Origin of the sequence: Sphingomonas sp. NPDC079357 (assembly GCF_044901155.1) — a bacterium.
In the GTDB taxonomy this organism is placed as follows: domain Bacteria; phylum Pseudomonadota; class Alphaproteobacteria; order Sphingomonadales; family Sphingomonadaceae; genus Sphingomonas.
Map to the genome: position 1 here is coordinate 208,677 of NZ_JBJDOM010000004.1, position 22,099 is coordinate 230,775.

A 22,099-nucleotide genomic window follows, 5' to 3' on the forward strand; every position below is an offset into this window, starting at 1 on the left:
GGTTCCCGGCCGCCTAGCCGGAGCTGGTGTATGCCGGAACGCTGATGCGCCACCGCGCAGCGCTCGAACTGCTTGCACACCCATGAATGGCGAAGACCGCTCGCAACATGCGTATTGATACGGATGGCAGTGCCGCACACTTGTGCCAGGCAATCACGTCGCTTCCGGCATCAGCTCGGCCCCCTACTCCGATACCGTCCGGGTTCGGCCGCGTGCGCGTGCCCCGGCCGCCAGCTCAACCACCTCGGCGGTGATTTCCTCCTGACGCGTCAGCCGTTCCTCGCGTTCAAGTGCCTGGAGTCTGGCGTCGATATTGGTTTTCGCGGCCGCCATCGTCGCCATGCGAGCCTCGTTTTCAGCGGCGAAGGCCTCGGTGGCCGCTCCGCACAGCTGGGCGAAGACATATTCCTGGGCCAAGCGCTCGACGAGGTCGCTTGCCGGCAGATTGATCAGGGGTATCGACCCAACTGGCTCCGGCGGAAACATATCGGGATCGAGCGGCAAAAGGCTGCGGCGGACGACCGACGCACCATGCCCTGCCGTCCAGACCGGATAGATCATTGCGACCGGGACCGCGCCGGCCACGGCCACATAATCGTAGAGGGCGCCAAGCAGCTCGGTTGCCATATCGGCAAGCGCAGCGGCGCGACTGGGAAGACTGGTGGCCCAGGCAACGGGCAGTGTCCGCTCGGCAGCAAGCGCGGCGGCACGATCGCCGACGAGGAAGATGTGCGCCGCTGGGGAATCGCTCGCAGCGGCGTTCAAGATCTGCTCTGGAAAGGCGCCCGCGAACCCCTGCTCTGCGCCGAAGACGATAAGACCTGTCTTGCCCTTTGCGCTGTTCAGCGGCGGTGCCGAAGATCCTGTCTGTAGCTGCCGCGCCTTCCCAATCGCATGACCCGCCGTCGCGGCATAGGCGCGGATCGCGGGCAGCAGCGCGCGGCCCTGCTGGGCACGGGCGCCGGCGATACCGCGCATCGCGTTGACCACCGCACCGAGTTGCCGGACCGTGGCGATCCGTCGCCCGACATTGGCGAGACGATCGCTCATGTCGCGACGCCAGCGCTGTAGCTGGCGATCATCCGTTGCACGGCCGCCAACAATCCGGCGCGCAACGTCGCATCCATTGTCCCGTTAGCCTCGACCTGCCCCACGAGATCGGACGCATTGGCATCGAGCCATGACGGCAGAGTCGCGCGGATCGCAGCGATGTCGGTGATCGCCGCGGGATCCAAGAGGCCCTCGGTGAGCGCGGTTGCCAGCGCCACCTGATCCACGACCCGCAGAGGCTGGAAGCGCGGCTGGGCGAGCAATGCGCGCAGCCGCCGTCCACGCTCGATCTGGGCCTTCACGCGCGGCTCTGGCTGCTCGCCGAAGCGGGTGAACATTTCGAGCTCGAGGAACTGGGCATAGTCGAGCCGCATCGTGCCGCTCGCGTCCCGCAACGCCCGGGCCTGCGTCTTGCCGCCTACGCGACTGACGCTGGTGCCGGCATCGACAGCGGGTTTGTGCCCTTCGGCGAACAACCGGGTGTCGAGCACGATCTGCCCGTCGGTGATCGAGATCAGGTTGGTCGGGATATAGGCGCTGACATTGCCGGCATCGGTCTCCGCGATCGGCAGCGCCGTGAGCGAACCGCCGCCCTTTTCGGGCGACATCCGGGCGGCGCGCTCCAGCAGCCGCGAATGGAGGTAGAAAACGTCGCCCGGATAGGCTTCGCGTCCCGGCGGCTGGCCGGTCAGCAGCGCGATCTCGCGGTGCGTGGCGGCATGCCTGGTGAGGTCGTCGAGGACGACGAGCGCATGACCGCCCTGATCGCGGAAATATTCCGCCATGGTGAACGCGGCAAACGGCGCGATCCATTGCAACCCCGGTGCGGAAGCCGGGCTCGCGACCACGAAGATGCAGCGTTCCGGCGCGCCATGGCGGCGCACCTGATCGATTACGCGCGCGACGCTGGAGGATTTTTGGCCGATCGCAACATAGATGCATATCATGTCGCTCGACCGCTGATTGATGATCGCATCGACGGCGAGCGCGGTCTTGCCGGTCGCGCGGTCGCCCAGGATCAGCTCGCGCTGGCCGCGGCCGAGCGCGAACATCGCATCGATGACCAATACCCCGGTCTGCACCGGCTGAACGACGAGGTCGCGCTCGATGATCGACGGCGCGGGGCGCTCCACCGGCTCGAACCGCTCGGCGACGATCGCCGCCCCGCCATCGAGTGGTCGGCCGAGTGGATCGACGATACGGCCGAGCAGGGCCCGCCCCACCGGCGTGCGCACCACTGCGCCGGTGCCCGAGACGATGTCCCCCGCCTCGATGCTGTCAGCATCCTCAAGCATCACGCAGCCGATGCGATCGCGGTCGAGCGTTTGTACGAAGCCCGCCTGACCTCCGGCAAACTGCAGCAATTCGTCGAGCCGTGCCTCCGCCAAACCCGAGACCAGCGCTACGCCATCGCCGATTGATTCGACGCGGCCGATCTGGCGGACCTGTGCGCCGATTTCCGCCGCGGCCACGCGCGTCGCGGCCCGGGCAAGCCATTCATCCGCGGAGCCCGGCATGATCGTCCTCCTTGAGTGCCGCCAGCTGCGTGTCGAGATCGGCTCGCCAGCTGTTACGGACGAGCATGTGCGGTCCATGGAGCTCGAACCCGGCAATCAGCGCGGGATCGACGGTGAAGTTCGGTGCTGCAAGCCCCGGCAGTGCCTCTTCGAGCTTTTGCACGCACCGCGCTTGGGTCTCCCCATCGAGCGCGGCCGGCGTCACGATGGCGAGAGGAGTGTCACCGGCCAGGGCTCGGCGTTCCTCGACCGGCAAGCGTTCGACCCGTTCGAGCAGGGCAGTGAACATCATATCGGTGGTGCCCGCGGCCGGTAGCCGGCGCAGCAACGCAGACGCCATCTGGCCCGCGAGCACGGCCGCGTTTTCCTCTAGCTGTGTCGCCATGCCCTTTTGCGCGTCCTCGACAGAAGCAAGCGCCAGCTTCGCTTTTGCATCGGTCTCGGTCCTGGCCGCCTCAAGGAGACGGCTGCGTTCGGCCTCTATGCTGGCAAGCAAAGCTGACCGGCGCGCCTCTCCATCGGCGGCGAAGGCGTCGGTCTGCGCCTTGAGATCCGCTTCCAGGTTGAGCGCAGCTGCCTTTGCAGACTCCGCATCGGCGAGCAGCTGGTCCATAGCCGTCTGCCGCGCGGCGATAGCCCCCATCACCGGACGAAACAGGAAGCGTGCGAGCAGCCAGACGAGGATGACTACGTTGATCGCCTGCAGCGCCAGCGTCCACCAGTCGATACGCATGTCAGGCGAAGGGATTGGCGAAGAGCAGCAGCAGCGCGATCACGAGACAATAGATCGCCATCGTCTCGATCATGGCCAAGCCCACGAACAGGGTGCGCGAGACGGTGTTAGCCGCCTCAGGCTGGCGAGCGATCGCATCCATCGCTGCGGCGACCGCCTTGCCTTGGGCGAGTGCCGGCGCGATCGCGCCGATGGCGATGGCGAACGCCGCGCCGAGGATGCTGACGATGTGGATCCAGTTCATGAAGAGACCTCGTGGTTCGGCGCTTTCGGGGATGGGTTCGCTTCGCTGATGGCGCTGCCGATAAAGACCATTGCGAGCGCGCCGAAGATGTAGGCCTGGACGGCTCCGGTCAGCATCTCGAGCGCCATCAGCGGGATCGGTACGAGCAACCCCGCAAGGCTCAGCACGACGCCGATCATGAACACGCCGCTCATGACATTGCCGAACAGGCGCACCATCAGGGAGAAGCTGCGGGTGAACAGCTCAACGAGATTGAGCGGCGCGAGCAGGATCGACGGCTGCGCGAAACTGCGCAGATAACCGCGCGCGCCAAGTGCCCGGACGCCGAACCAGAGCGTCGCGCCGAACACGATCAAGGCCAGCGCCGCATCGGTTTCGAGGGCCGCCGTAGGCGGTTCGACGCCCGGCAAAAGCGATGACCAGTTTGCGACCAGCAGGAAAATGAAGAGCGTCCCGATCAAAGGCAGATAGGGCTGGGGTTCCGCCTCCATCGTCTCGCGAATCTGGCGCGCGATCACATCGACCACCAGTTCCAGCGCCGCCTGGGTCCTGGTGGGACGAAGGCCGAGCCGCCGGGTCAGAAACCAACAGCCGATCGTCAGCACCGCCATGATGCCCCAGGTCGTGACGACCGGCTGGCTGATCGGAACCGGTCCGATCGTGAAGAGGATATGGCTTTCGAGCGGGGAGGCGATCTTCACGACACCGCTCCCAGTCGGCGGAGCACGAAATGTCGCGCCGCCATGAACCCGGCCGCGGCCGCGAGTAGGTCCGGCCAGCCCTGCCTTGCGGCAACGAGCAGCACGCCGAGCGTCAGAAGCATCCGACCGAGCCGCAGGCCGAGCGACAGCATGATCGATCCGCCATGGACGAGCAGGTCAGCATCCTTCGCGATAGCGAGGTAATGTGCTGTTCCGGCAGCGGCTCCGAGCAGCAGAAACAGGAGGACGGCCCAAGGCGTCATTGCCGCCCGATCCACTTCCAGGCCGACCAGCAGCCGAGGCTCACGCCAAGGATCAGCAGCGGCGCGGTCCAGAAGATACCGCTGGACAGCCCATGGTCGAGCCAGCGGCCAATTGCGAGCGCGATCAGCGCCGGCACGACGACCTGCCAGCCAAGCACACCAATCTGGCCGAAATTGCGCGCAAAGGAGGGCAATCCCCGCGCCCTGCGTCGGCGTTCGGCGCGCTGTTTGACGGCGTCCACGAGCCGTTCCTGCTCGGGTGGCAGATCCTCGGTCATAGACCGATCTCCGCCGACCCGCCCTGCAGCGCCTCGACCATGCGCCGGATCGCGCGCATGCGCAGCCGCGTCGCAGCGGTTCGGCCGCTGCGTTCGGCATCGCCGCGCTCACGGTAACCCCTAAGCACTACCGTCTCGAGTTCGTCGAGATCGTCGCCGACATGCGCCTCGCGCGTCGCGATCTCGACCTCCTTGCCGCCACTCACCGTCAGAATGCCATTGCGAACCGCGCAGTAGCCGGCGCGACCGTCCATGTCGCGCCAGGAGACGACCGAGATGTCGAGCGCAGTCAGGAAATCGGCGTGACCGTTCAGGATGCCAAAGCTCCCCGTGGCATCCTCGGCGCGGATCGCGGCGACCTCCCGGTCGACCATGATCGCGGTGGGATCAGTGATGAGCAGCCTCATGGCTTGGGTCCCACCTTGCCGCGCGCATCTTCCAGGTCTCCGACCATATAGAAGGCACTTTCAGGCCAGTCGTCGGTCTCGCCGGCGAGGATGGCGCGCACGCCGTCAAGTGTGGCGTGGAGCGGCACCGATCGTCCGGGCTGGCCTGTAAACGCCTGCGTTACGACAAAAGGCTGCGTCAGGAAGCGCTGGAGTCGGCGGGCACGGCCAACGATCAGCCGATCCTCCTGTCCCAGCTCCTCCATGCCGAGCAGCGCGATGATGTCCTGCAGCTCGCGATAATGAGCGATCGTCTCGCGGACCTTTTGGGCCAGCGCATAATGGTCCTCGCCCACGACCAGCGGATCGAGCAGGATCGAGGTGGACGCAAGCGGATCGATCGCCGGGTACATGCCCTCCGCGGCCATCGAGCGTGACAGGAGCACATTGCTGTCGAGATGCGCCGAGATCGCTGTCACGGCCGGATCGGTGAAATCATCAGCGGGCACATAGACCGCTTCGATCGCGGTCACCGATGCGCCCGCGACCGACGCGATCCGCTCCTGGAGCGCCGCGACTTCGCTCGCGAGCGTCGGCTGATAGCCCACCCGCGACGGCATCCGGCCCAAGAGTCCCGACACTTCGCTGCCGGCCTGGACGAAGCGAAAGACATTATCCATCAACAGCAGTACATTGCGTTTCTGCTCGTCGCGAAAATATTCGGCGATGGTAAGCGCGGTCAGACCGACCCGCCAGCGCGCGCCCGGCGGCTCGTTCATCTGTCCGAAGACCAGCACGGTCTTCGCGATCACGCCGGAAGTGCGCATGTCGGTGAGCAGTTCATGGCCTTCGCGCGAGCGCTCGCCGATACCAGCAAACACCGACACGCCCTCGTAGCGCGCGACCATCGCGCTGATCAGTTCCATCACCAGCACGGTCTTGCCAACCCCGGCGCCGCCGAACATCGCCGCTTTGCCGCCCTGCGCGAGGGGCGCAAGCAGATCGATCACCTTGATCCCGGTCTCGAACATCGTCGTCGCTGTGCTCTGGACATCAAGTGGCGGCGGTTGGCGATGGATTGGGCGAAGCGGAACGTCCACGGGAAGCGCTGCCCCGCCGTCACCGATCACGCCGGTGGCATCGAGCAGGCGGCCCAGAACCGCATCGCCGACCGGTACCATGATCGATGTACCCATGGCCTCGACGTGGACGCCGCGCGCGAGTCCGCTGGTGGTCTGGAGTGCGACCGCTCGGACCGTGCGCGCATCGACATGGCTCTGCACCTCGGCGATGTGCATTCCCGTAGGGGTTGCGATGCACAGCGCATCGTTGACTGACGGGAGCGAGCCGGCGGCAAATTCCACGTCGAGCACGGGACCGCGGATCGCACAGACGCGTCCGCTCGCCTTATCGACGTCGGTTGCCGCGCTGCTCATCTCAAGTTTCTCATAACGGGAGCTAAAGCGAGATCGGGCGCCATCGATATGCGGGACAATACGGATGCTCATCTCTGCGCCGCGGCTTCGCCGGATCGCTAATGCAATCCGGTCGGGCGAAGTCTGATGCGTCCCGAATACCAGGACGCCAATTTCGCTCTTCTGTCCGGCTCACGCCTCGCCGGTGGCGCACCTGTCGCAGTCCTGCGGTGAATCGTCGGCGGCCATCAGCAGAACAGGCGCGAAACCGCCGCCGGCGGTGCGCATATTGGTGGTTTGGCCCTGATATAGTCGCGCTGCGGCAACAAGCGGCTCCCCATCATAGGTGTAGAGACGAACGTCGATCTTGCGCTTGACCGTCTCTCCATCCAGCCGGATGGTCCGCTCGCTTGGCCGCACATAGGCTTGGGCGACATAGTCGCTCTCCAGGATTTCGGCCCACACCGATTTCGTCAGCTTGTCGCCACGATAGGCCGCTTTGCTCCCATACCCTCCGGCCGGCTTGAAGAAGAATTGCCTGCGGCCGGCCCAAAGCCGCTCGGCGGAAGCCTTGTCGACCCGTTCGGTTGCCGGAATCCCGGCAACAAGCGTGTCGACAATTGCCCGGTCGAAACCCCATTCCCGCAGCAGCGCGGTGTCGGACAGCAGGGTGAGATTGCGCTTGTCGGCGAATTTCGCGTGGACATGGGGATTGGGCGTTACGACCACCGAGCCGTCGAGATATGCCGCTCGCAATGCCGAGTGCTCGGGTCGATCGAGCGAGAAATCGACGAGCCGGTTGTAGATGAGATCCACATTCCGGTCCCCATAGCGAAGAGTGCCGGACGCATAGGCGAATTCAGAAGGATCGGCGATGCAGACGCTATGGCCGGCCTGCTCCAGCAAATGGCGGGTCAACAGAAACTCGGGAAACAGATATTGCGATACGGGATCGTCATCGACGATGGCGATGGAGACCGGTTCGCCGCTGCCGCGTTGATAGCGCCATTCCTTCGAGAACATGGCCGCGACCACGGACTCAAACGGATATGCGCGAAGAAAATCTGTCGGCTCGGAAGGACAGCAGACTCGTTGTGCCCGCGCGAGCACGGCATTCAACATTGCTCCGCCAGCATTGGTATTTATTTCGATCAGGGCCGGGCCGCGCTCGCTCAAATGGAAGTCATAGCCCATGAAGACGCCGTGCGGACCAAAGTCCTGTCGGGCACTTACTGGCGCCCAGGCCATGGTGGCTGCTAGATAATCCGGGTGGCGGGCGACCGTCTCGATCGCGGCGATGATGCGCTGCATCCCGGCGAGTTGGGACACATTGATGAACACCGCGACGTCCGAGAATAGATGCGGACGCGTTTCCAGATATGACGCTCCCATTGCCAGATCGCCCGTCTCCCGGACGAGTGCGTCGCTCAGGGCGGCGCGATCCAAGGTGACGCAAACGCATTCCGAACGTCCGTTCTGGAGGTCTGAGACTCGGGCTTCCTCTAGGCTCGGCACGCTATCGAGCTTCCCTGGAATAGAAACTGGACCCAGAACATAGCCTGATCCTTCTTTGGCTCATGCAAATTTCATTTCACGTGAGCGGCAACGACTTCGCCCTCCGCGCGATGACCTAAGAGGCTCGCTCACGGCGCGATCAGGCCCTGTTCCCGGGCGGCATCGTCATAAAGGAAGGCGGTATTGGGATCAGGATGACCATAGCGATCAGAATCCGTTTCTCCCAGCCGGGTCAGCATATCCCTGATCAGCGCGAGACGGGCCTGGTGCTTGTCGTCCCCTCGCACCACCGTCCAGGGTGCCGCGATGCTGTGCGTGCGGGCGAGCATTGCATCGCGCGCCTTGATATAGGCCTTCCAGCGCTTGTTCGCCTGATCATCGATCGGGCTGATCTTCCACTGTTTGAGCGGATCCTCGCGTCGGGCGGTCAGGCGTTTCTTCTGTTCCGCCCTCGAGATATCGAGATAATATTTTACCAGCGTGACCCCGCAATGTTCGAGCAACTGCTCGAACATCGGGACGGTCGTCAGAAACTCCTCATATTCCTTGTCGGTGCAAAAGCCCATCACGCGCTCCACGCCGGCGCGATTGTACCAGCTACGATTGAACAGGACGATCTCGCCGGCAGCGGGCAGATGAGGGACCCAGCGCTGGAAATACCACGACCCGCGATCGTGATCCGATGGGGGCCCGAGTGCCACCACCCGGGTTTCGCGCGGGCTCAGATGCTCGACGACACGCTTTATCGTGCCGTCTTTGCCGGCTGCGTCGCGCCCTTCGACGATGACCAGCACCTTGCGGCCATCCTCGATGATTCCCCGCTGCAGGGCGGTGAGCCCGATCTGGAGCGCGCGCAACTGCTCGGCGTAACGGGGTTCGTTCTTCGCCTTCACCACCGGTTCTTTCTCCTGTCGGCAATCATGCACACCACGGTAGCGGGCCGCGAGGGCCGGGGCCGCACTCGTGGGCCGGTCTCAAACAGCGGCACCAACGGCATTGTGCTCCACCGCTGAGGCCCGACTCATGCCGCCCCGACTGATACCCGCCAGCCGGGTGCGCTTCAGCAGCAGCGCGTTGACCGCGACGAGTGCGGAGCTGCCCGACATAGCCAGCGCAGCGACCTCGGGGCTCAGCAGCACGGGATAGAGCACACCCGCCGCGAGTGGAAAGGCGATCACATTGTAGCCGACTGCCCACCACAGATTCTGGTGCATCTTGCGAAGCGTGGCGCGTGAGAGCGCTATGGCACCGACAATATCATGGGGGTCGCTCTTCATCAGGACGACATCGGCGCTTTCCATCGCGACGTCGGTGCCCGCCCCGATCGCAAAGCCTACGTCGGCCTGGGTAAGCGCGGGGGCATCGTTGACCCCGTCACCGACCATGCCGACGCGTTGACCTTGGGCCTGCAGCTCCTTGACCTTCTCCGCCTTTTGACCGGGAAGCACATCGGCAAGGACGATGTCGATGCCAAGCTCATCGGCGATTCGCTTGGCCGTGCCGGCATTGTCGCCGGTGATCATCGCGACCTTGACGCCGCGCTCCCGAAGCGCCGCGACGGTCGCCTTCGCGGTTGGCCGCGCCGCATCCGCAATAGCGATCAACCCGAGAATCTCGCCGCCGCGCGCAACGTGAACGACGGTGCGTCCCGCCCCTTTCAGGCGTTCGCCAGGTTCCTCGAGGGCACCCAGCGCGACTTTTCCTTCATCCATGAGACGCCGGTTGCCAAGCAGCACCGTTGCGCCCTCGACTTGAGCGCTTGCGCCCTTCCCCTCGATATTGGCAAAGTCGCGCGTCTCAGGAAGGGTGATACCGGATGCACCTTCCAGAACCGCCATCGCAAGCGGGTGGTCGGAGTTGCGCTCGATCGCGCCGGCGATGCGAAGCACCTCGTCCCGGGTGATGCCTTCCGCTGTCACTACTTCGACAACATTGGGCCGGCCCATGGTGAGGGTCCCCGTCTTGTCGAACACGATGACGTCAAGCTTGGTCGCATCCTCGAGCGCGCTGGCGTTCTTGAACAGGATGCCGTTCATCGCGCCAAGACCGGTGCCGACCATTATCGCCATCGGCGTGGCAAGGCCAAGGGCGTCCGGGCAGGCGATCACGAAGACCGTGATCGTCATGGTCAGTGCAAACAGCAGTGTCGCACCCAGCATCCAGTACCAGATGGCGAACGTCGCGAGACCGATCAGAATTGCCGCGAGCACCAGCCATTGCGACGCCCGGTCGGCGAGCAGCTGTGCCGGCGCCTTCGAGTTCTGCGCTTCCTGGACGAGCTTGACGATCTGGGCTAGCGCGGTGTCGGCGCCAACCTTGGTCGCCCGATAGCGGAAGCTGCCGCTGCGGTTGATCGTCGCGCCGATCACGGTGTCGCCGGGCGCCTTTGACACCGGCATCGATTCGCCAGTGAGCATCGACTCATCGACCTCAGATTTGCCTTCGAGGATTTCGCCATCGACGGGAATCTTGTTGCCCGGCCGGATCAGCACGACATCGCCGGCCAGCACCTCGGCGGTCGGCACTTCGACGTCCTTTCTGTCGCGCTGTACGGTCGCCATGGGCGGCGCCAGATCCATGAGCGCGCGGATTGCCTGGGACGCGCCGGCGCGGGCGCGCATCTCCAGCCAATGGCCGAGCAGGATGAAGATGAGCAGGACCGCAGAAGCCTCGTAAAATTGCTGGCCCTTGAACAGAAATGTCGACGCCACGCTGAACAGATAACCGGTACCGACGCTCAGCAGGACGAGCACCGCCATGTTGAGCACACCGTTCCGAAGCGCGCGGATCGCGGCGACTACGAAGGGCCAGACCGGATAGAGGATCGCGGCGCTGGCAAGCAGGAACAGGGTCAGATCCAGACTGAGTCCGAACATCGGTTTCAGCAGGGGATGGTCCAGGCCCATTGGCGACAGCGCGAAGATCGGCAGGCCAAAAACGAGGCTGACTATAAACCTGTTGCGCATGTCGCGCGCCATCGCCGCCATGTCCTTGCCGTCGCCATGGCCCATCTCGTGCGCCATGGCGTCGTGTTCGGCCGTCACCGGCTTGCGATCGGGGGCAACCGATCTGGCGGCGACTCCATCGGAACGATGATCTTGAGGATGCGTCGCGGCGCGTGAAGCAGAGGACAGGGTTGTGCTTCCGATCACGCACACATGCCGCGGGACGAGCCGGCCGCCGCAATGGAAGCCGCAATCCGCGATCTTCTCCTCGAGCGCGGCTGCGCTGGTGAGCGCATCATCAAAGCTGACGGTGACGCTGTCGGAGGCAGCGTTCGCGGAGACTTCCGTCACGCCGGGAACCCGCAGCAACTGCTTTTCGACCCCGAGAGGGTCGAGTGGTCCGAATGATCCACGCAGATCGAAGGTCGACGTCTTCAAGGCAGGTCTCCGAAATCGAGGCAAGTCGCTGCCGACGGGTCGGCAGCCATAGATGCGCCCGCCGCGAAGGCCCGCGCGTCTTGGCCAGTCATCCCGGCTGACCTATTGCCGCCGATCACCCATGAAGCGCAGCAGGAACAGGAACAGGTTGAGGAAGTCGAGATAGAGCGTGAGCGCTCCCATCACGACCGCCTTACCGCGAAACTCGGTACCGGCCACATCGAAGTAGACGCTCTTGATCTTTTGCGTGTCGAAGGCAGTCAGGCCCGCAAACAGAAGCACGCCGATCGCGCTGACGATGAGATCCAAAGCGGACGACCGCAGGAACATGTTGACGACCATGGCGATGAGCAGGCCGACGACGCCCATGATCAGGAAGGTCCCAAACGCGGACAGGTTCCTCTTGGTAGTGTACCCCCACAGGCTCAGGCCTCCGAAGGCTGCGGCCGTAACGAAGAATGTGCGCGCGACACTCACGCCGATATAGGCGAGGAGGATGGTCGACAGCGATACACCCATCAGGATCGCATAGGTCCAGAACAGTGCCTTGACGGTGCTTTCGGACAGCCGATTGATACCGAAGCTTAGCGTAAAGACCAGGGCGAGCGGTGTGAAGACCGCTATCCATCCGAGCAGCGTCGGAGTGCCGCTCGCGGCGAAAAACACGGCGCGTATGGCGGCGCTGTTCGCAACCAACATTGCGACGATCCCGGTCAACAACAGACCGCTGGCCATGTAGTTGTAGACTGCGAGCATATATGTTCGCAGTCCCACATCAAAGGCGACCGCGGGGATTGCCGGATTCCTGCCAGCGGTAAGCGGCGATGTGGTCGGTTTCAGCGGATCTGCCATGGCCAGTGCTCCTTCTCGGTGTCGCGGTTTCAAGTTTCAGTCACTTCGGCGAGGCGACCGGCAAGTACATGCAGCCGCGCCGGTCTGTGCGCCGCGTCCCGATGCCGGGCGGACGGCTGGGCGGTTCCCCTGGGATTTGCGCCGGTCCGGCTGGCAGGGAATTCATCGCTGATCCGCTCCTGCGTCACGCTTCGCCCCGAACAGGCGCGCGAGGTGGGGCACAAACGGTGGTACGGTCTTTTTATAGCGAAGATAGGCATCGCCAAATTCGGCGAGCGCCTCACGCTCCTCGGTCCGCGCCAGCCGCAAATACATCACGACGAGCACCGGGAACATCGCGAGCGTCAGGATCGTCGGCCATTGCAGCAGGAACCCGAACATCACCAGGATGAACCCGACATATTGCGGGTGCCGTACATAGGAATAGATCCCCTGCGTCGCGAGCCGGTGGAGCCTCTGTGCGTCGTACAGCGCCTTCCAACCCGTCGAGATCAGAATGAAACCGCCGCCGATCAGGAAAAAACTCATGATATGGAATGGCCCGGCATGCGGATTGGCCCGCCAGCCGAAGAGCATCTCGAACAGATGCCCGGCATCATGGGAGAACCAATCGACATTGGGATAATGGCTCTGCAGCCACCCGGACAGGATATAGAGGGTCAGGGGAAAGCCGTACATTTCGACGAACAGCGCCACGAGGAAAGCGCTGAACGCGCTGAACGATCGCCAGTCCCGCGTCGTTCGCGGCTTGAAGAAACTGTAGGCGAACAGGATGAAGACCGCTGCATTGACGACGACGAGGCCCCACAGGCCGTAGGCTTGCGCATGGCCCGTCACTGGCCCTGACCCTCCTGGGGCGAACGATCGGCCCCCGGCTGCGGCGTTCCATCGTGACCATGCCCATGTCCGTGATGCATGAAGAGGTGCATCAGGGGACACGACAGCAGCAGCAGAAAGGGCAGCGCGCCAAGTACATGCGCGCGATGCTCGGTGAACAGCAGCACGAAACCGAGCGCCAGAAAGCCCATCATGACGATGCCCGCGCGCGACGTCAGGAAATTCTGTTTCCCAGTATGTGCTGGTCGTTGCCGTTCCATCATCGCGTTTCCTTGAATAAAGAGCTCACAAAAAGATCGCCGATCGCTCGATTGCGCTGCGCCGTCCTAGGGACGCTGCCAATGACCGATCCAATTGTGGAATGCGGCGAAGAGACCTCCCACGGCTGCGCCGAAGACGATCGACCAGCACAACCCCGCCCCAAGCGCGACGAACGATCCCGGCGGAGCTGTCGTGAACATCGTCACGAACATGTGTGACCCGATCGGACCGAACAAAGTCGCCGCGAGCCAGCAAAGCACGAAGACAGTGGAAAGAGCGGCAGCGCTGCTCGCGGCACATCGTATCACACTGAGCTTGCTTGCATCGGTCATGACGGCTTCCTTTCCCCCCAAATTTGGGCCGGATCGAAGACAGCCACTATACGTATTCCACCCAAGGCTCGGTCGCTCGACCCTGGTCGATGCTGCCGTCAGCGGGAGGCCATCGCCAATGCCGCGGTCCTTGGTGTGACGCCCATTAACCGCCGCATCGTACGAGAGAGATGCGCCTGGTCGCTGAACCCCGCATCCGCTGCGGCTGCCACAAGGGGCGCGCCCGCGCCAAGTGATCGCAGGCCCTGCTCGAGCATGAACCATAGCCGCCAGTGTGAGAGCGGTGCGCCCAACTGCTCCGCGGCAAGCGCACGCAACCGCGGTTCAGAGAGTCCGACAGCGCACGCGATTTCACCTAGATCGGCTATGTCCACTCGTGCGTCCTTCAGGCGCCGCAATGCCTCGCAAAGGCGCGCGTCGATCGGCGGTGTCGGGCAGGCCGCTGCAAGCTCGTAAAGCGTTCCAGCGAGGTCATCGGAGCTGCGCAACTGCTCGGATAGCGCTGCCGGTGGCGACGCCGCGTCCTTACCGTCCCCAAGCCTGGACCAGGCAATACCCAGCGGGCTGAAGGATCGCGCATAGATCACCCTCGCATGCGTCGCGGTGGGACGAACCGCGTGAAGCGCGCCTGCGCGCACCAGCACGGCAGGTCCCGTCAACGAACCTGCGATCGTCTCGACATGGATCGGCTCGGACAGTCCGACGATCATCTGCGCGGCGAGATGGCGATGGGGTCGGGTGTCGCCGCAACGACCCTCGAACCACGCCCATCCGTCGCCCAGGCGGACATGGCCGGTCCACAAATCGCCATAGCTTGGCATCGGAGCTTACTCCCGTCGCGAAACTGAAGATGCAAGCGAAAGGTTCAAGACTCGGGGTGCTGCGATCGCCATGAAGCACATGGAGGCATAACGGTGAATGACAGTCCAACCTTCGTCCCCGCACTCGGGCTGTCTGGCCTGACGGGCGACTATGACCGGGTGATTGCGGTCATGACCCGCGAGCGTCGATGGCGCAGCGCATTGCTCGAGTCGATTGCACCCGAGGCGGGCGATGTCATCGTCGATGTGGGCGCCGGCACGGGCTCGCAGCTGATCGCGATCAAACAGGCTGTCCCCACGGCACGCGTGATCGGGGTCGATCCGGATCCTGCCGCTCTCGCGCTGGCGCGGCAAAAGGCACAAACGGCCGGCGTAGAAAGCGAGTGGGTTCGAGGTTTCGGCGACCAGGTCGACGTCCTGGTCGGCACGATCGCCAACAAGATCGTGTCGAGCCTCGTGCTGCATCAATGCGACCTGCCGGTGAAATCGGCCATCCTTCGGGCCATGGCACGAACGCTTTGCCCAGGTGGCCTCGTGGCGATTGCCGATTACGGACTTCAGCGTACCTTGTTGATGCGAACGCTGTTTCGTCAGGTGCAGGCGCTCGACGGCTGGGAGCGCACCGGGCTCAACGCAAAGGGCATCCTGCCGGAGCTCATCGCCGACGCCGGCTTCGAAAATGTCGCCGAAGTTCGCGTCGTCCAGACGCCGACCGGCTCGATCTCGCTCTATACCGGGCGCAAGCCGTTCTGACACCGGGCGGCAAGACGAGACCAACACCCACCCGGCGATGGCTTCGGAATCAGCGAAGCGTCGATGCCTGCGATCAACTGTGGTGCGCAAAGACGCGACGCCCTCCGGGGCCAAAGGCGATGACATCGTAAGGCTGGCCCTTCATGCCTGCCATCTCCATGCCCGGCGATCCCATCGGCATCCCCGCAACGGCGAGCCCGGTGACGCCTTTGGGATGCTGGGCCAGCACGCGCTTCATGTCGGAGATCGGAACATGGCCCTCAAAGGTCATTCCGTCGATGGTGGCGGTATGACAAGAAGCCAGGTCTGAGGGCACGCCGGCTCGCCTGCTCAAGCCGGCGCGGCCGGCATCGTCGATGATCTGCACCTGCCGGCCGAACTGCGCGCGTACCTGCGCCGCCCATTTCTCACAGCAACCGCAGCCAGGATCGCGGTGAACCACAATCGGGTTCGCCGCCATCGCTGCGACCGGAACGGCAAGCGCCAAAGCGGCGGCGAGGGTACGGATGCTGATCATGGTAGCTCCTTCGATTTCATGCAGGCGCGTTGCCGGTCGAGCCGATAGCACCACTCTTGCGACACTATATTGCGGGCGAGAAGCGCCTTCACCTGGTCAATTTCCTGTCTCTGGGACCGAATAAACTCATTGCACAGCGCAGCTTTATCCCTCTGGGCCAACAGACGGCGCCTGGCGACCTTTCTCAGCGCAACCATCTCTGGGACATGCAGAACATGTTCAGATTGTTGTAGAGCTGCCGAGCCTGTCGTCCACGAAGAACATGACAAGATACATGGCCGTGCTGCCGACTATCGTCTGCACCGCGAGGCTCGCATCCACGTTTTCATCATGTTACGTCCCCTTCGTTGACTCCACTGACAACGCTCAAAACCAGGTCCTCACACCAATGACGAAGCTGGTCGCCTTAATGCGTTCACCATCAGCCCTTGCATAGTCGGCAGTTTTGCCCAGTTTTCGATCGTAGGATACGCCAATGTAAGGCGCAAACTGCCGTCGGATCTCATAGCGCAGGCGCAATCCGAACTCGGCGTTGGAGATTCCAGACCCAATCCGTGTCTCAGGCACGTCCTGCGCGGAGAGATTCAGTTCAATTCGGGGCTGCAGAATGATTCGCTGCGTGATGCGCTGGTCATAATAACCCTCAACACGACCGAGAACTTCACCCTTGTTGGAAAGGAATAGAGCCGCTTCGGTTTCAAACCAATAGGGTGCGAGGCCCTCCAACCCGACAGTAGCGTATGTTCGGGACGGATTGGGCTTGAAATCGTATCGAACGCCAGCTTGGAGGTTCCAATACGGATCGATCGCCCGGCTGTAGAGCGCCTGGACCTCGGCGGTCTCCATGAACGATCCGCCAGGACCGCCAAGGACACCCTCGCCCTCGCTCTTCAGCGTCAACCGATTGACGTCCCCGCCATACCAAGCCTCTCCATCCCAGCGGTAGCCGTCACGCCCATTGCGAACCTGATACTCCGCGATATTGAACATGATTTGATAGAAGGCTTGCCCCCCCTGCTCGTGCATCATAGCCATTCGTGACTGTGTCATCGCAGCGGGCGGGAACTGCCGATCGGCGTAGTGGTCCATGGGAGGCTTTGGCGCAGGGGCATTTCCGGCCGGGAGTGCGGTTCCGGTCATTTCCATGCCCGGCATGGCAGCCATATCGTGGCCACTATGATCCCCGGACATATTCATGCCGGGCATGCTGCCAGCCATCGGTGTAGAACCGCTGTTGCCCATATCCATGCCCGGCATCGCGCCATGGTCCATAGTCGGCGCCGTTGCCGCGGCTGCTGGTCCGGGCTGAGGCATCGCCATTCCAGGCATGGTCGAATGATCCATGCCTTCCATATCCTGGCGAGCCGCGGGCTTTGCCGGGGCCACTCTGACCGGCGCGGCCCTTTTAGGAGCCGGCTTCTTTGCCGCAGGCTTTTTGGCAGGCTTGGGGGAAGCCGATTTTTTCGCGGGCATCGCCATACCGGGCATGCTGGAATGATCCATGCCCGGCATCGACTGGGCTTGCGCGGTTACCGGAATGGCGAGCAACATCGCCGCCCCGCCGAGCAGTGTCGTCAAAACGCGCTTCATGCCGCCTCTCCCTTCGGCCGCACACTGACGACGCGCATCATCCCGGCGTGCATGTGGTAGAGAAGATGGCAGTGGAACGCCCAGTCGCCGACCGCATCAGCGGTAAAATCCCATGTGACCTTCCCGCCCGGCTGCACGATGACCGTGTGCTTGCGCGGCGCATGATCGCCATGACCCGTGACCAGTTCAAAAAAGTGGCCATGGATATGGATCGGATGACCCATCATGCTGTCGTTGATCAGATTGATCCGAACCCTCTCACCCTCGATGAAGGGGATCGGGTCATGCACATCCGACATCTTCTCGCCGTCGAACGACCACATGAACCGCTCCATGTTGCCGGTGAGATGGATATCCAGGCTGCGGTCCGGAGCACGCACGTCAGGATTGCGCTCCAGCGCCATGAGATCCTTGTAGACGAGAACCTTGTGGCCGACATTCTCGAGACCCTGACCGGGCTCTCCGGTGCGGTCCATCGGCATAGGCGAGATCGTCTGCACGCCCGGTGACTTTTTGACCTGCGGCGCTTTTGAAAAGTCACGCATGTTCATCGGCCCCATTTCCATGGAGCCCATATCCATGCCCGGCTGCCCCGCCATGGCGCTGTGATCCATGCCGGCCATCGCACCCCCGCCTGCCGCCATGCCCGCCATATTGGAATGATCCATGCCCGCCATGGCGGTCCCGCCAGGAGCCGCGCCCATGGCCATGGCCCCGGCACCAGCCACCGTCAGCTTCGCCGAGGCATTTTTCTCTGCAGTCGGGTCGACGCCCCGCATCGGTGACATGCCGCCTCCGGACATGTCCATCCCTTCCATGCCCGGCATCGATGACATGTCCATGCCCATGTCTTTCATCGTGGCGAGCGGCCGTTCACGCAGCGGCGGCACTTCGGCCGTCATCCCAGCACGCGGCGCGAGCGTGGCCCGCGCCATGCCTGAACGGTCGATGGCCTCACCGACCAGCGTGTAGGCACGATCATCGGGCGGAGTAACGATCACGTCGTAGGTTTCAGCCACTCCGATCTGGAATTCTTCGACCATCACGGGCCGCACATTCTGGCCGTCAGCCTGCACCACCGTCAGCGGGAGGCCCGGTATCCGCACATTGAAGGTCGTCATCGCCGAGGCGTTGATGAAGCGCAGCCGGACGCGTTCGCCCGGAGTGAACAGAGCGGTCCAATTGTCTCGAGGCCCGTAGCCATTGACGATGTAGGTATAAGCCGAACCCGTCGCGTCGGAGATATCGGTTGGATCCATCCGCATCTTGCCCCAATCGAGGCGATCCTTCGGAGCCTGGTCGCGCTTGGACAGCAGACCGGCAAGCGTCTGGCGCTGAAAGTTGAAATGCCCGGGGTCCACTTTCATCGCCCGAAAGATCGCTTCTGGCGAAATGGCGCTGTGATCGGCCAGCACGATGACATGCTCGCGGTCATATTTCACCGGGTCAACACCGGCAGGGTCGATCACGATCGGACCATAGTGCCCGAGCTGCTCCTGAAGGCCCGAATGGCTATGATACCAATAGGTGCCGTTCTGGATGATCGGGAATTCATAGACAAAAGTGGATTTGGGCCGAATGCCCGGGAAGGATATACCTGGCACGCCATCGAATTGCGGCGGCACCAGCACGCCGTGCCAGTGTATCGAGCTATCCTCATCGAGATCGTTGGTCACATGTAGGCGAACAGTCTGTCCCTCGCGCAGCCGGATCAACGGCGCCGGAACTGTGCCGTTGACGCCAATGGCCCGCATTTTCCGACCGTCGATCGTCATCATCTGCTGAGCAATTTTAAGCTCGATGTCATTGCCGGAAACCGTCGGGAGCGGCGTCGCGATGCCGGTTGATACGGGCTGCGCCCATGCCGGCATCCACGCGGACAACGCCAAGCCACCGCCAGCAAGCGAGGCTCCGCGGATTAAATCGCGGCGGGTCAATACCGGGCTCATGTCGTCTCCCTTGTTCCAAATCAGGCGCAGGGCTCAGCGAACGCCTTATGCACCATACTCTCTGAGGCTTACGCACGACCTGGGCGGACCCCTCATCAATCCGCCAATATTTCCGCGAGCCGGCTTCGAGCCCTGTACAGGCGCGTCTCGACAGCCTTGCCACTGATCGCAAGCGCGGCCGCAGTTTCCGCCTGGGTCATTCCCTCTACCGTCCTCAGCAAGAGTACCTCGCGCAACGGAGCCGAAAGCTGTGCGATCGCCGCATTGAGGCGTGCGAGCTCTATCCTTCCCGAGACCGTTTCATGGGCAGAGGGGCTATCGTCCGGGACCGCTTCGCGCTCCTGCTCTGTTGGACCCGCTCCGATAGTGAACAATCGCCGCACTTTCTGCCGGCGACGCCAATCTCGGCATTTGTTGATCGCGATGCGCGACAGCCAGGCGCGCAGCGGACGATCACCATCATATTTCTGCAAATGGCCGAAGGCGGAGACAAAGCAATCCTGCGTGAGATCAAGCGCCTCGTCCGCGTTGACCACAAGACCGCGAACCAGACGGAAAATCGGTGTCTGATGGCGATGCATAATCTCGGCGAACGCCGCCTGGCGACCACCCAAGGTCAACGCCGCGAGTTCACCGTCCGAACACGCCTTGAGATCCAGACTCACCGCACATCGTCGGTGAGCGCATGAACCACCGCCTGATCGAACGTCCTGGCCTGATCCGGGCGCAGGATCTGGCGCATGGCGAAGATGTGGCCAAGCGTCTCTTTCTGAAGTTCGCCCATTGCCTGGTGTGATTGATCGACAGCGGCTGTTACCCGCGGACCGTTGCCGTGCTCGGCTTCAATGGCATCCGCAAGCCGTGCGTTGTCGGCCCGCAATTCAAGTTCGAGTGCCCGCCGGCGGACAGCAAAACGCTGTTCAAGAAGATCGATCTGGCTCTTTTGACGAGCGTCCAGATCAAGTTTTCCGTGCAACACCTCATGCAGTTCTACACCCGCAGCCACCGGTTGCGGAAAGAAATACCGGCCCAGAAAGACGCCAGCGACCGCCGCGACAAAGGCCACCACTGCGACCAGCAAAAGCAGCTTGGCCTTCATCGCGATCCCACCAACAGCGTCGATGGCGCAAGCGGATTGGACGGCCCAAACGGAGATAATGTCACGGACGCTTCGGCCGGCGTTGCAAGACCATTGCTGGCGACGCCGAGCAATACAGCGCCGAACGCCGCCACCATGCCAAGGGTCAGCTGCTGCGCAGTGGAAACTTGCGGACGCGCTGCAATGCGCCTGAACACAGCCTCCTCCAGACCGGAAAGTCCTGGGTGAACGGCGTCGGTGCGCAAGCGGCTCAAAAGCCCATCAAGGTCAATGTTCATCGTCTATTCCCATCATTCGATCTCAGCCGTTGGCGCCTGACGACCCTACCCAATGCCTGGTCACCCGGCAGCACGCGACGCGATATCTCGCTCTCATACTGACCGACGCAAGTACCCATTCAAGGCGCCGTCTTCGCCATACCCGGCATGTCTTTCATCATCGCATCATGATCTTCCGGCGCGCTGGCGACAGCGGCCTGATATTGCGCAGCCGACATCTTCGGTAGTTGACGAACAAAAGCCACCATATCCCAAATCAAATCGTCGCTGTGCGTTTTCCCCCACGCCGGCATGGCCGTCAGCTTGACGCCATGTTTGATCATCCAGAACTGCTCCTTGGCCGACCTTTGTGGCTCCCGGAATAGCTCTGGGGCTCGTGGATACAGGCCCTGGCTGATCTCCGTCTTTTCGAGGCCCGGCGCCAGATGGCAGCCGCTGCACATCTCTGTGTAGAGTCCTGCACCGCTCTGCAGGCGCTTTACATCCATCAGATTGCCAGGGACGACGACATTACGTGCGCGCACAGCAACAGAACGATCCCGGAATTGCTCGATCATCCAGTAGATAGGCCGGCTATGCGGCGAGTCGGCGCCGATGTCATATGCACCGACATACACCACCACACCGCCGACCGCAGCGACGGCGAGTGCCGCGATCGCAAGAAAGGGGCCGCTCGGCAAATGCCGCCTTATGCCTGTCATCCGCGGATCTGCCATTGCATCCTCCCCACAAAATCTCGGGCGACCGGTGTGTCCAAGCCGTCCACTTGATCATACGCGCGGGGCGCCTCGACCCCTCATGGCCTATGAAAATCATCCTCGTTCACCGAACTCAGAAGGTCGGGTGCGGCGCTCGCCTAAGAATTGTGGCGGCATCGTTGAGGGGTCACGGGCGGCCGTGCGTAATTCGAATTGTCGGCAGTACCGCCGCGCATGGAGAAATCGATGTTTCGTAAGACAGTTTTTGCGGTTGCGCTGGCCGCCTCTGCAATCGTAGCCACGGCCGCTCAGGCACACCCCAGGCTGGCGACTGCGATGCCCGCCGCCGACGCGGTGGTCACCGCCCCTACAAAAGTTCAGCTCGCTTTTTCCGAGGCGCTCGTTGCCCAATTTTCCGGCATCGACCTGACCATGACCGAAATGCCCGGCATGAAAATGGGGCCGATGAAGATGAATGGCGTCAAGGCTGCCCTCGCGCCCGATGGCAAGACGCTTGTTGCAACCTTCGCCAAGCCGCTGTCTGCCGGGACGTACAAGGTCGACTATCACATCGTGTCCACCGACACGCATCGCGTCCAGGGCAGCTACACGTTCAAGGTCAAGTAA

At 63.0% G+C, this 22,099-nt stretch carries 26 protein-coding genes; 2 read left to right on the forward strand and 24 right to left on the reverse strand.

Features of this window, described 5'->3' with window-relative positions; translation table 11 throughout:
* Positions 1–183: 183 nt before the first annotated feature.
* From ACI2JO_RS14045 to ACI2JO_RS14125, 17 genes are all read right to left on the reverse strand, one after another.
* Positions 184–1,050, reverse strand: a complete 867-nt coding sequence (locus ACI2JO_RS14045; RefSeq protein ID WP_404721272.1) for a F0F1 ATP synthase subunit gamma — start codon at positions 1,048–1,050, stop codon at positions 184–186.
* Positions 1,047–2,567 carry a F0F1 ATP synthase subunit alpha gene (locus tag ACI2JO_RS14050; protein ID WP_404721273.1) on the reverse strand — a complete coding sequence of 507 codons (1,521 nt, stop codon included), beginning with the start codon at positions 2,565–2,567 and terminating at the stop codon, positions 1,047–1,049. Before ACI2JO_RS14050 ends, ACI2JO_RS14045 begins: the two co-directional genes overlap by 4 nt.
* Positions 2,548–3,300, reverse strand: a complete 753-nt coding sequence (locus ACI2JO_RS14055; protein ID WP_404721274.1) for a hypothetical protein — start codon at positions 3,298–3,300, stop codon at positions 2,548–2,550. The genes ACI2JO_RS14050 and ACI2JO_RS14055 overlap by 20 nt, the downstream gene beginning before the upstream one ends.
* Position 3,301: 1 nt before the next feature.
* Positions 3,302–3,544: a F0F1 ATP synthase subunit C gene (locus ACI2JO_RS14060; RefSeq protein WP_010405656.1), complete on the reverse strand. Its 243-nt coding sequence runs from the start codon at positions 3,542–3,544 to the stop codon at positions 3,302–3,304.
* Positions 3,541–4,245, reverse strand: coding sequence for a F0F1 ATP synthase subunit A (locus ACI2JO_RS14065; RefSeq protein WP_404721275.1), 705 nt, complete (start codon positions 4,243–4,245; stop codon positions 3,541–3,543). Before ACI2JO_RS14065 ends, ACI2JO_RS14060 begins: the two co-directional genes overlap by 4 nt.
* Positions 4,242–4,508: an ATP synthase subunit I gene (locus tag ACI2JO_RS14070; protein WP_404721276.1), complete on the reverse strand. Its 267-nt coding sequence runs from the start codon at positions 4,506–4,508 to the stop codon at positions 4,242–4,244. The genes ACI2JO_RS14065 and ACI2JO_RS14070 overlap by 4 nt, the downstream gene beginning before the upstream one ends.
* Positions 4,505–4,786, reverse strand: coding sequence for an AtpZ/AtpI family protein (locus ACI2JO_RS14075; RefSeq protein ID WP_404721277.1), 282 nt, complete (start codon positions 4,784–4,786; stop codon positions 4,505–4,507). Before ACI2JO_RS14075 ends, ACI2JO_RS14070 begins: the two co-directional genes overlap by 4 nt.
* Positions 4,783–5,193: a F0F1 ATP synthase subunit epsilon gene (locus tag ACI2JO_RS14080; protein ID WP_404721278.1), complete on the reverse strand. Its 411-nt coding sequence runs from the start codon at positions 5,191–5,193 to the stop codon at positions 4,783–4,785. The genes ACI2JO_RS14075 and ACI2JO_RS14080 overlap by 4 nt, the downstream gene beginning before the upstream one ends.
* Positions 5,190–6,608 carry a F0F1 ATP synthase subunit beta gene (atpD, locus tag ACI2JO_RS14085; RefSeq protein ID WP_404721279.1) on the reverse strand — a complete coding sequence of 473 codons (1,419 nt, stop codon included), beginning with the start codon at positions 6,606–6,608 and terminating at the stop codon, positions 5,190–5,192. Before atpD ends, ACI2JO_RS14080 begins: the two co-directional genes overlap by 4 nt.
* 171 nt (positions 6,609–6,779) lie before the next feature.
* Positions 6,780–8,033: a hypothetical protein gene (locus ACI2JO_RS14090; RefSeq protein ID WP_404721280.1), complete on the reverse strand. Its 1,254-nt coding sequence runs from the start codon at positions 8,031–8,033 to the stop codon at positions 6,780–6,782.
* 197 nt (positions 8,034–8,230) lie between these two features.
* Positions 8,231–8,995 (reverse strand): polyphosphate kinase 2, encoded by a 765-nt coding sequence (gene ppk2 / locus ACI2JO_RS14095; protein WP_404721281.1) that lies wholly within the window; start codon positions 8,993–8,995, stop codon positions 8,231–8,233.
* 81 nt (positions 8,996–9,076) lie between these two features.
* On the reverse strand, positions 9,077–11,485 hold the full coding sequence (locus ACI2JO_RS14100) for a heavy metal translocating P-type ATPase (protein WP_404721282.1): 2,409 nt from the start codon (positions 11,483–11,485) through the stop codon (positions 9,077–9,079).
* Between the two features lie 102 nt (positions 11,486–11,587).
* Positions 11,588–12,337: a Bax inhibitor-1/YccA family protein gene (locus tag ACI2JO_RS14105; RefSeq protein WP_404721283.1), complete on the reverse strand. Its 750-nt coding sequence runs from the start codon at positions 12,335–12,337 to the stop codon at positions 11,588–11,590.
* A 162-nt stretch (positions 12,338–12,499) separates the two neighbouring features.
* On the reverse strand, positions 12,500–13,174 hold the full coding sequence (locus tag ACI2JO_RS14110; RefSeq protein WP_404721284.1) for a methyltransferase family protein: 675 nt from the start codon (positions 13,172–13,174) through the stop codon (positions 12,500–12,502).
* Positions 13,171–13,437: a DUF2933 domain-containing protein gene (locus ACI2JO_RS14115; RefSeq protein WP_404721285.1), complete on the reverse strand. Its 267-nt coding sequence runs from the start codon at positions 13,435–13,437 to the stop codon at positions 13,171–13,173. The genes ACI2JO_RS14110 and ACI2JO_RS14115 overlap by 4 nt, the downstream gene beginning before the upstream one ends.
* 63 nt (positions 13,438–13,500) lie before the next feature.
* Positions 13,501–13,767, reverse strand: coding sequence for a hypothetical protein (locus ACI2JO_RS14120; protein WP_024018177.1), 267 nt, complete (start codon positions 13,765–13,767; stop codon positions 13,501–13,503).
* A gap of 98 nt (positions 13,768–13,865) precedes the next feature.
* Positions 13,866–14,588, reverse strand: coding sequence for a helix-turn-helix domain-containing protein (locus ACI2JO_RS14125; protein ID WP_404721286.1), 723 nt, complete (start codon positions 14,586–14,588; stop codon positions 13,866–13,868).
* Between the two features lie 93 nt (positions 14,589–14,681).
* Between ACI2JO_RS14125 and ACI2JO_RS14130 the strand changes: the two genes are divergently transcribed.
* Positions 14,682–15,341 (forward strand): class I SAM-dependent methyltransferase, encoded by a 660-nt coding sequence (locus ACI2JO_RS14130; protein WP_024018175.1) that lies wholly within the window; start codon positions 14,682–14,684, stop codon positions 15,339–15,341.
* A 73-nt stretch (positions 15,342–15,414) separates the two neighbouring features.
* Here ACI2JO_RS14130 and ACI2JO_RS14135 read toward each other — a convergent pair whose 3' ends face one another.
* The 7 genes from ACI2JO_RS14135 to ACI2JO_RS14165 form a co-directional block, all read right to left on the reverse strand.
* Positions 15,415–15,858 (reverse strand): DUF411 domain-containing protein, encoded by a 444-nt coding sequence (locus ACI2JO_RS14135; protein ID WP_404721287.1) that lies wholly within the window; start codon positions 15,856–15,858, stop codon positions 15,415–15,417.
* Positions 15,859–16,224: 366 nt separating this feature from the next.
* Positions 16,225–17,448, reverse strand: coding sequence for a copper resistance protein B (locus ACI2JO_RS14140; RefSeq protein WP_404721288.1), 1,224 nt, complete (start codon positions 17,446–17,448; stop codon positions 16,225–16,227).
* Positions 17,445–19,397 carry a copper resistance system multicopper oxidase gene (locus ACI2JO_RS14145; protein ID WP_404721289.1) on the reverse strand — a complete coding sequence of 651 codons (1,953 nt, stop codon included), beginning with the start codon at positions 19,395–19,397 and terminating at the stop codon, positions 17,445–17,447. The genes ACI2JO_RS14140 and ACI2JO_RS14145 overlap by 4 nt, the downstream gene beginning before the upstream one ends.
* A 95-nt stretch (positions 19,398–19,492) precedes the next feature.
* Complete coding sequence (locus tag ACI2JO_RS14150; RefSeq protein WP_404721290.1) at positions 19,493–20,062, reverse strand: RNA polymerase sigma factor; 570 nt, start codon at positions 20,060–20,062, stop codon at positions 19,493–19,495.
* Entirely contained in the window at positions 20,059–20,496 is a 438-nt protein-coding gene (locus tag ACI2JO_RS14155; RefSeq protein WP_404721291.1) for a periplasmic heavy metal sensor, read from the reverse strand. The genes ACI2JO_RS14150 and ACI2JO_RS14155 overlap by 4 nt, the downstream gene beginning before the upstream one ends.
* The gene (locus ACI2JO_RS14160) at positions 20,493–20,774 is read right to left on the reverse strand and encodes a hypothetical protein (protein ID WP_024018167.1); all 282 of its coding nucleotides are present in this window, start codon (positions 20,772–20,774) and stop codon (positions 20,493–20,495) included. Before ACI2JO_RS14160 ends, ACI2JO_RS14155 begins: the two co-directional genes overlap by 4 nt.
* Positions 20,775–20,893: 119 nt before the next feature.
* Complete coding sequence (locus tag ACI2JO_RS14165) at positions 20,894–21,490, reverse strand: c-type cytochrome (RefSeq protein ID WP_404721292.1); 597 nt, start codon at positions 21,488–21,490, stop codon at positions 20,894–20,896.
* Positions 21,491–21,718: 228 nt separating this feature from the next.
* Here ACI2JO_RS14165 and copC point away from each other — a divergent pair, with 228 nt between their 5' ends.
* Complete coding sequence (gene copC, locus ACI2JO_RS14170; protein WP_404721293.1) at positions 21,719–22,099, forward strand: copper homeostasis periplasmic binding protein CopC; 381 nt, start codon at positions 21,719–21,721, stop codon at positions 22,097–22,099.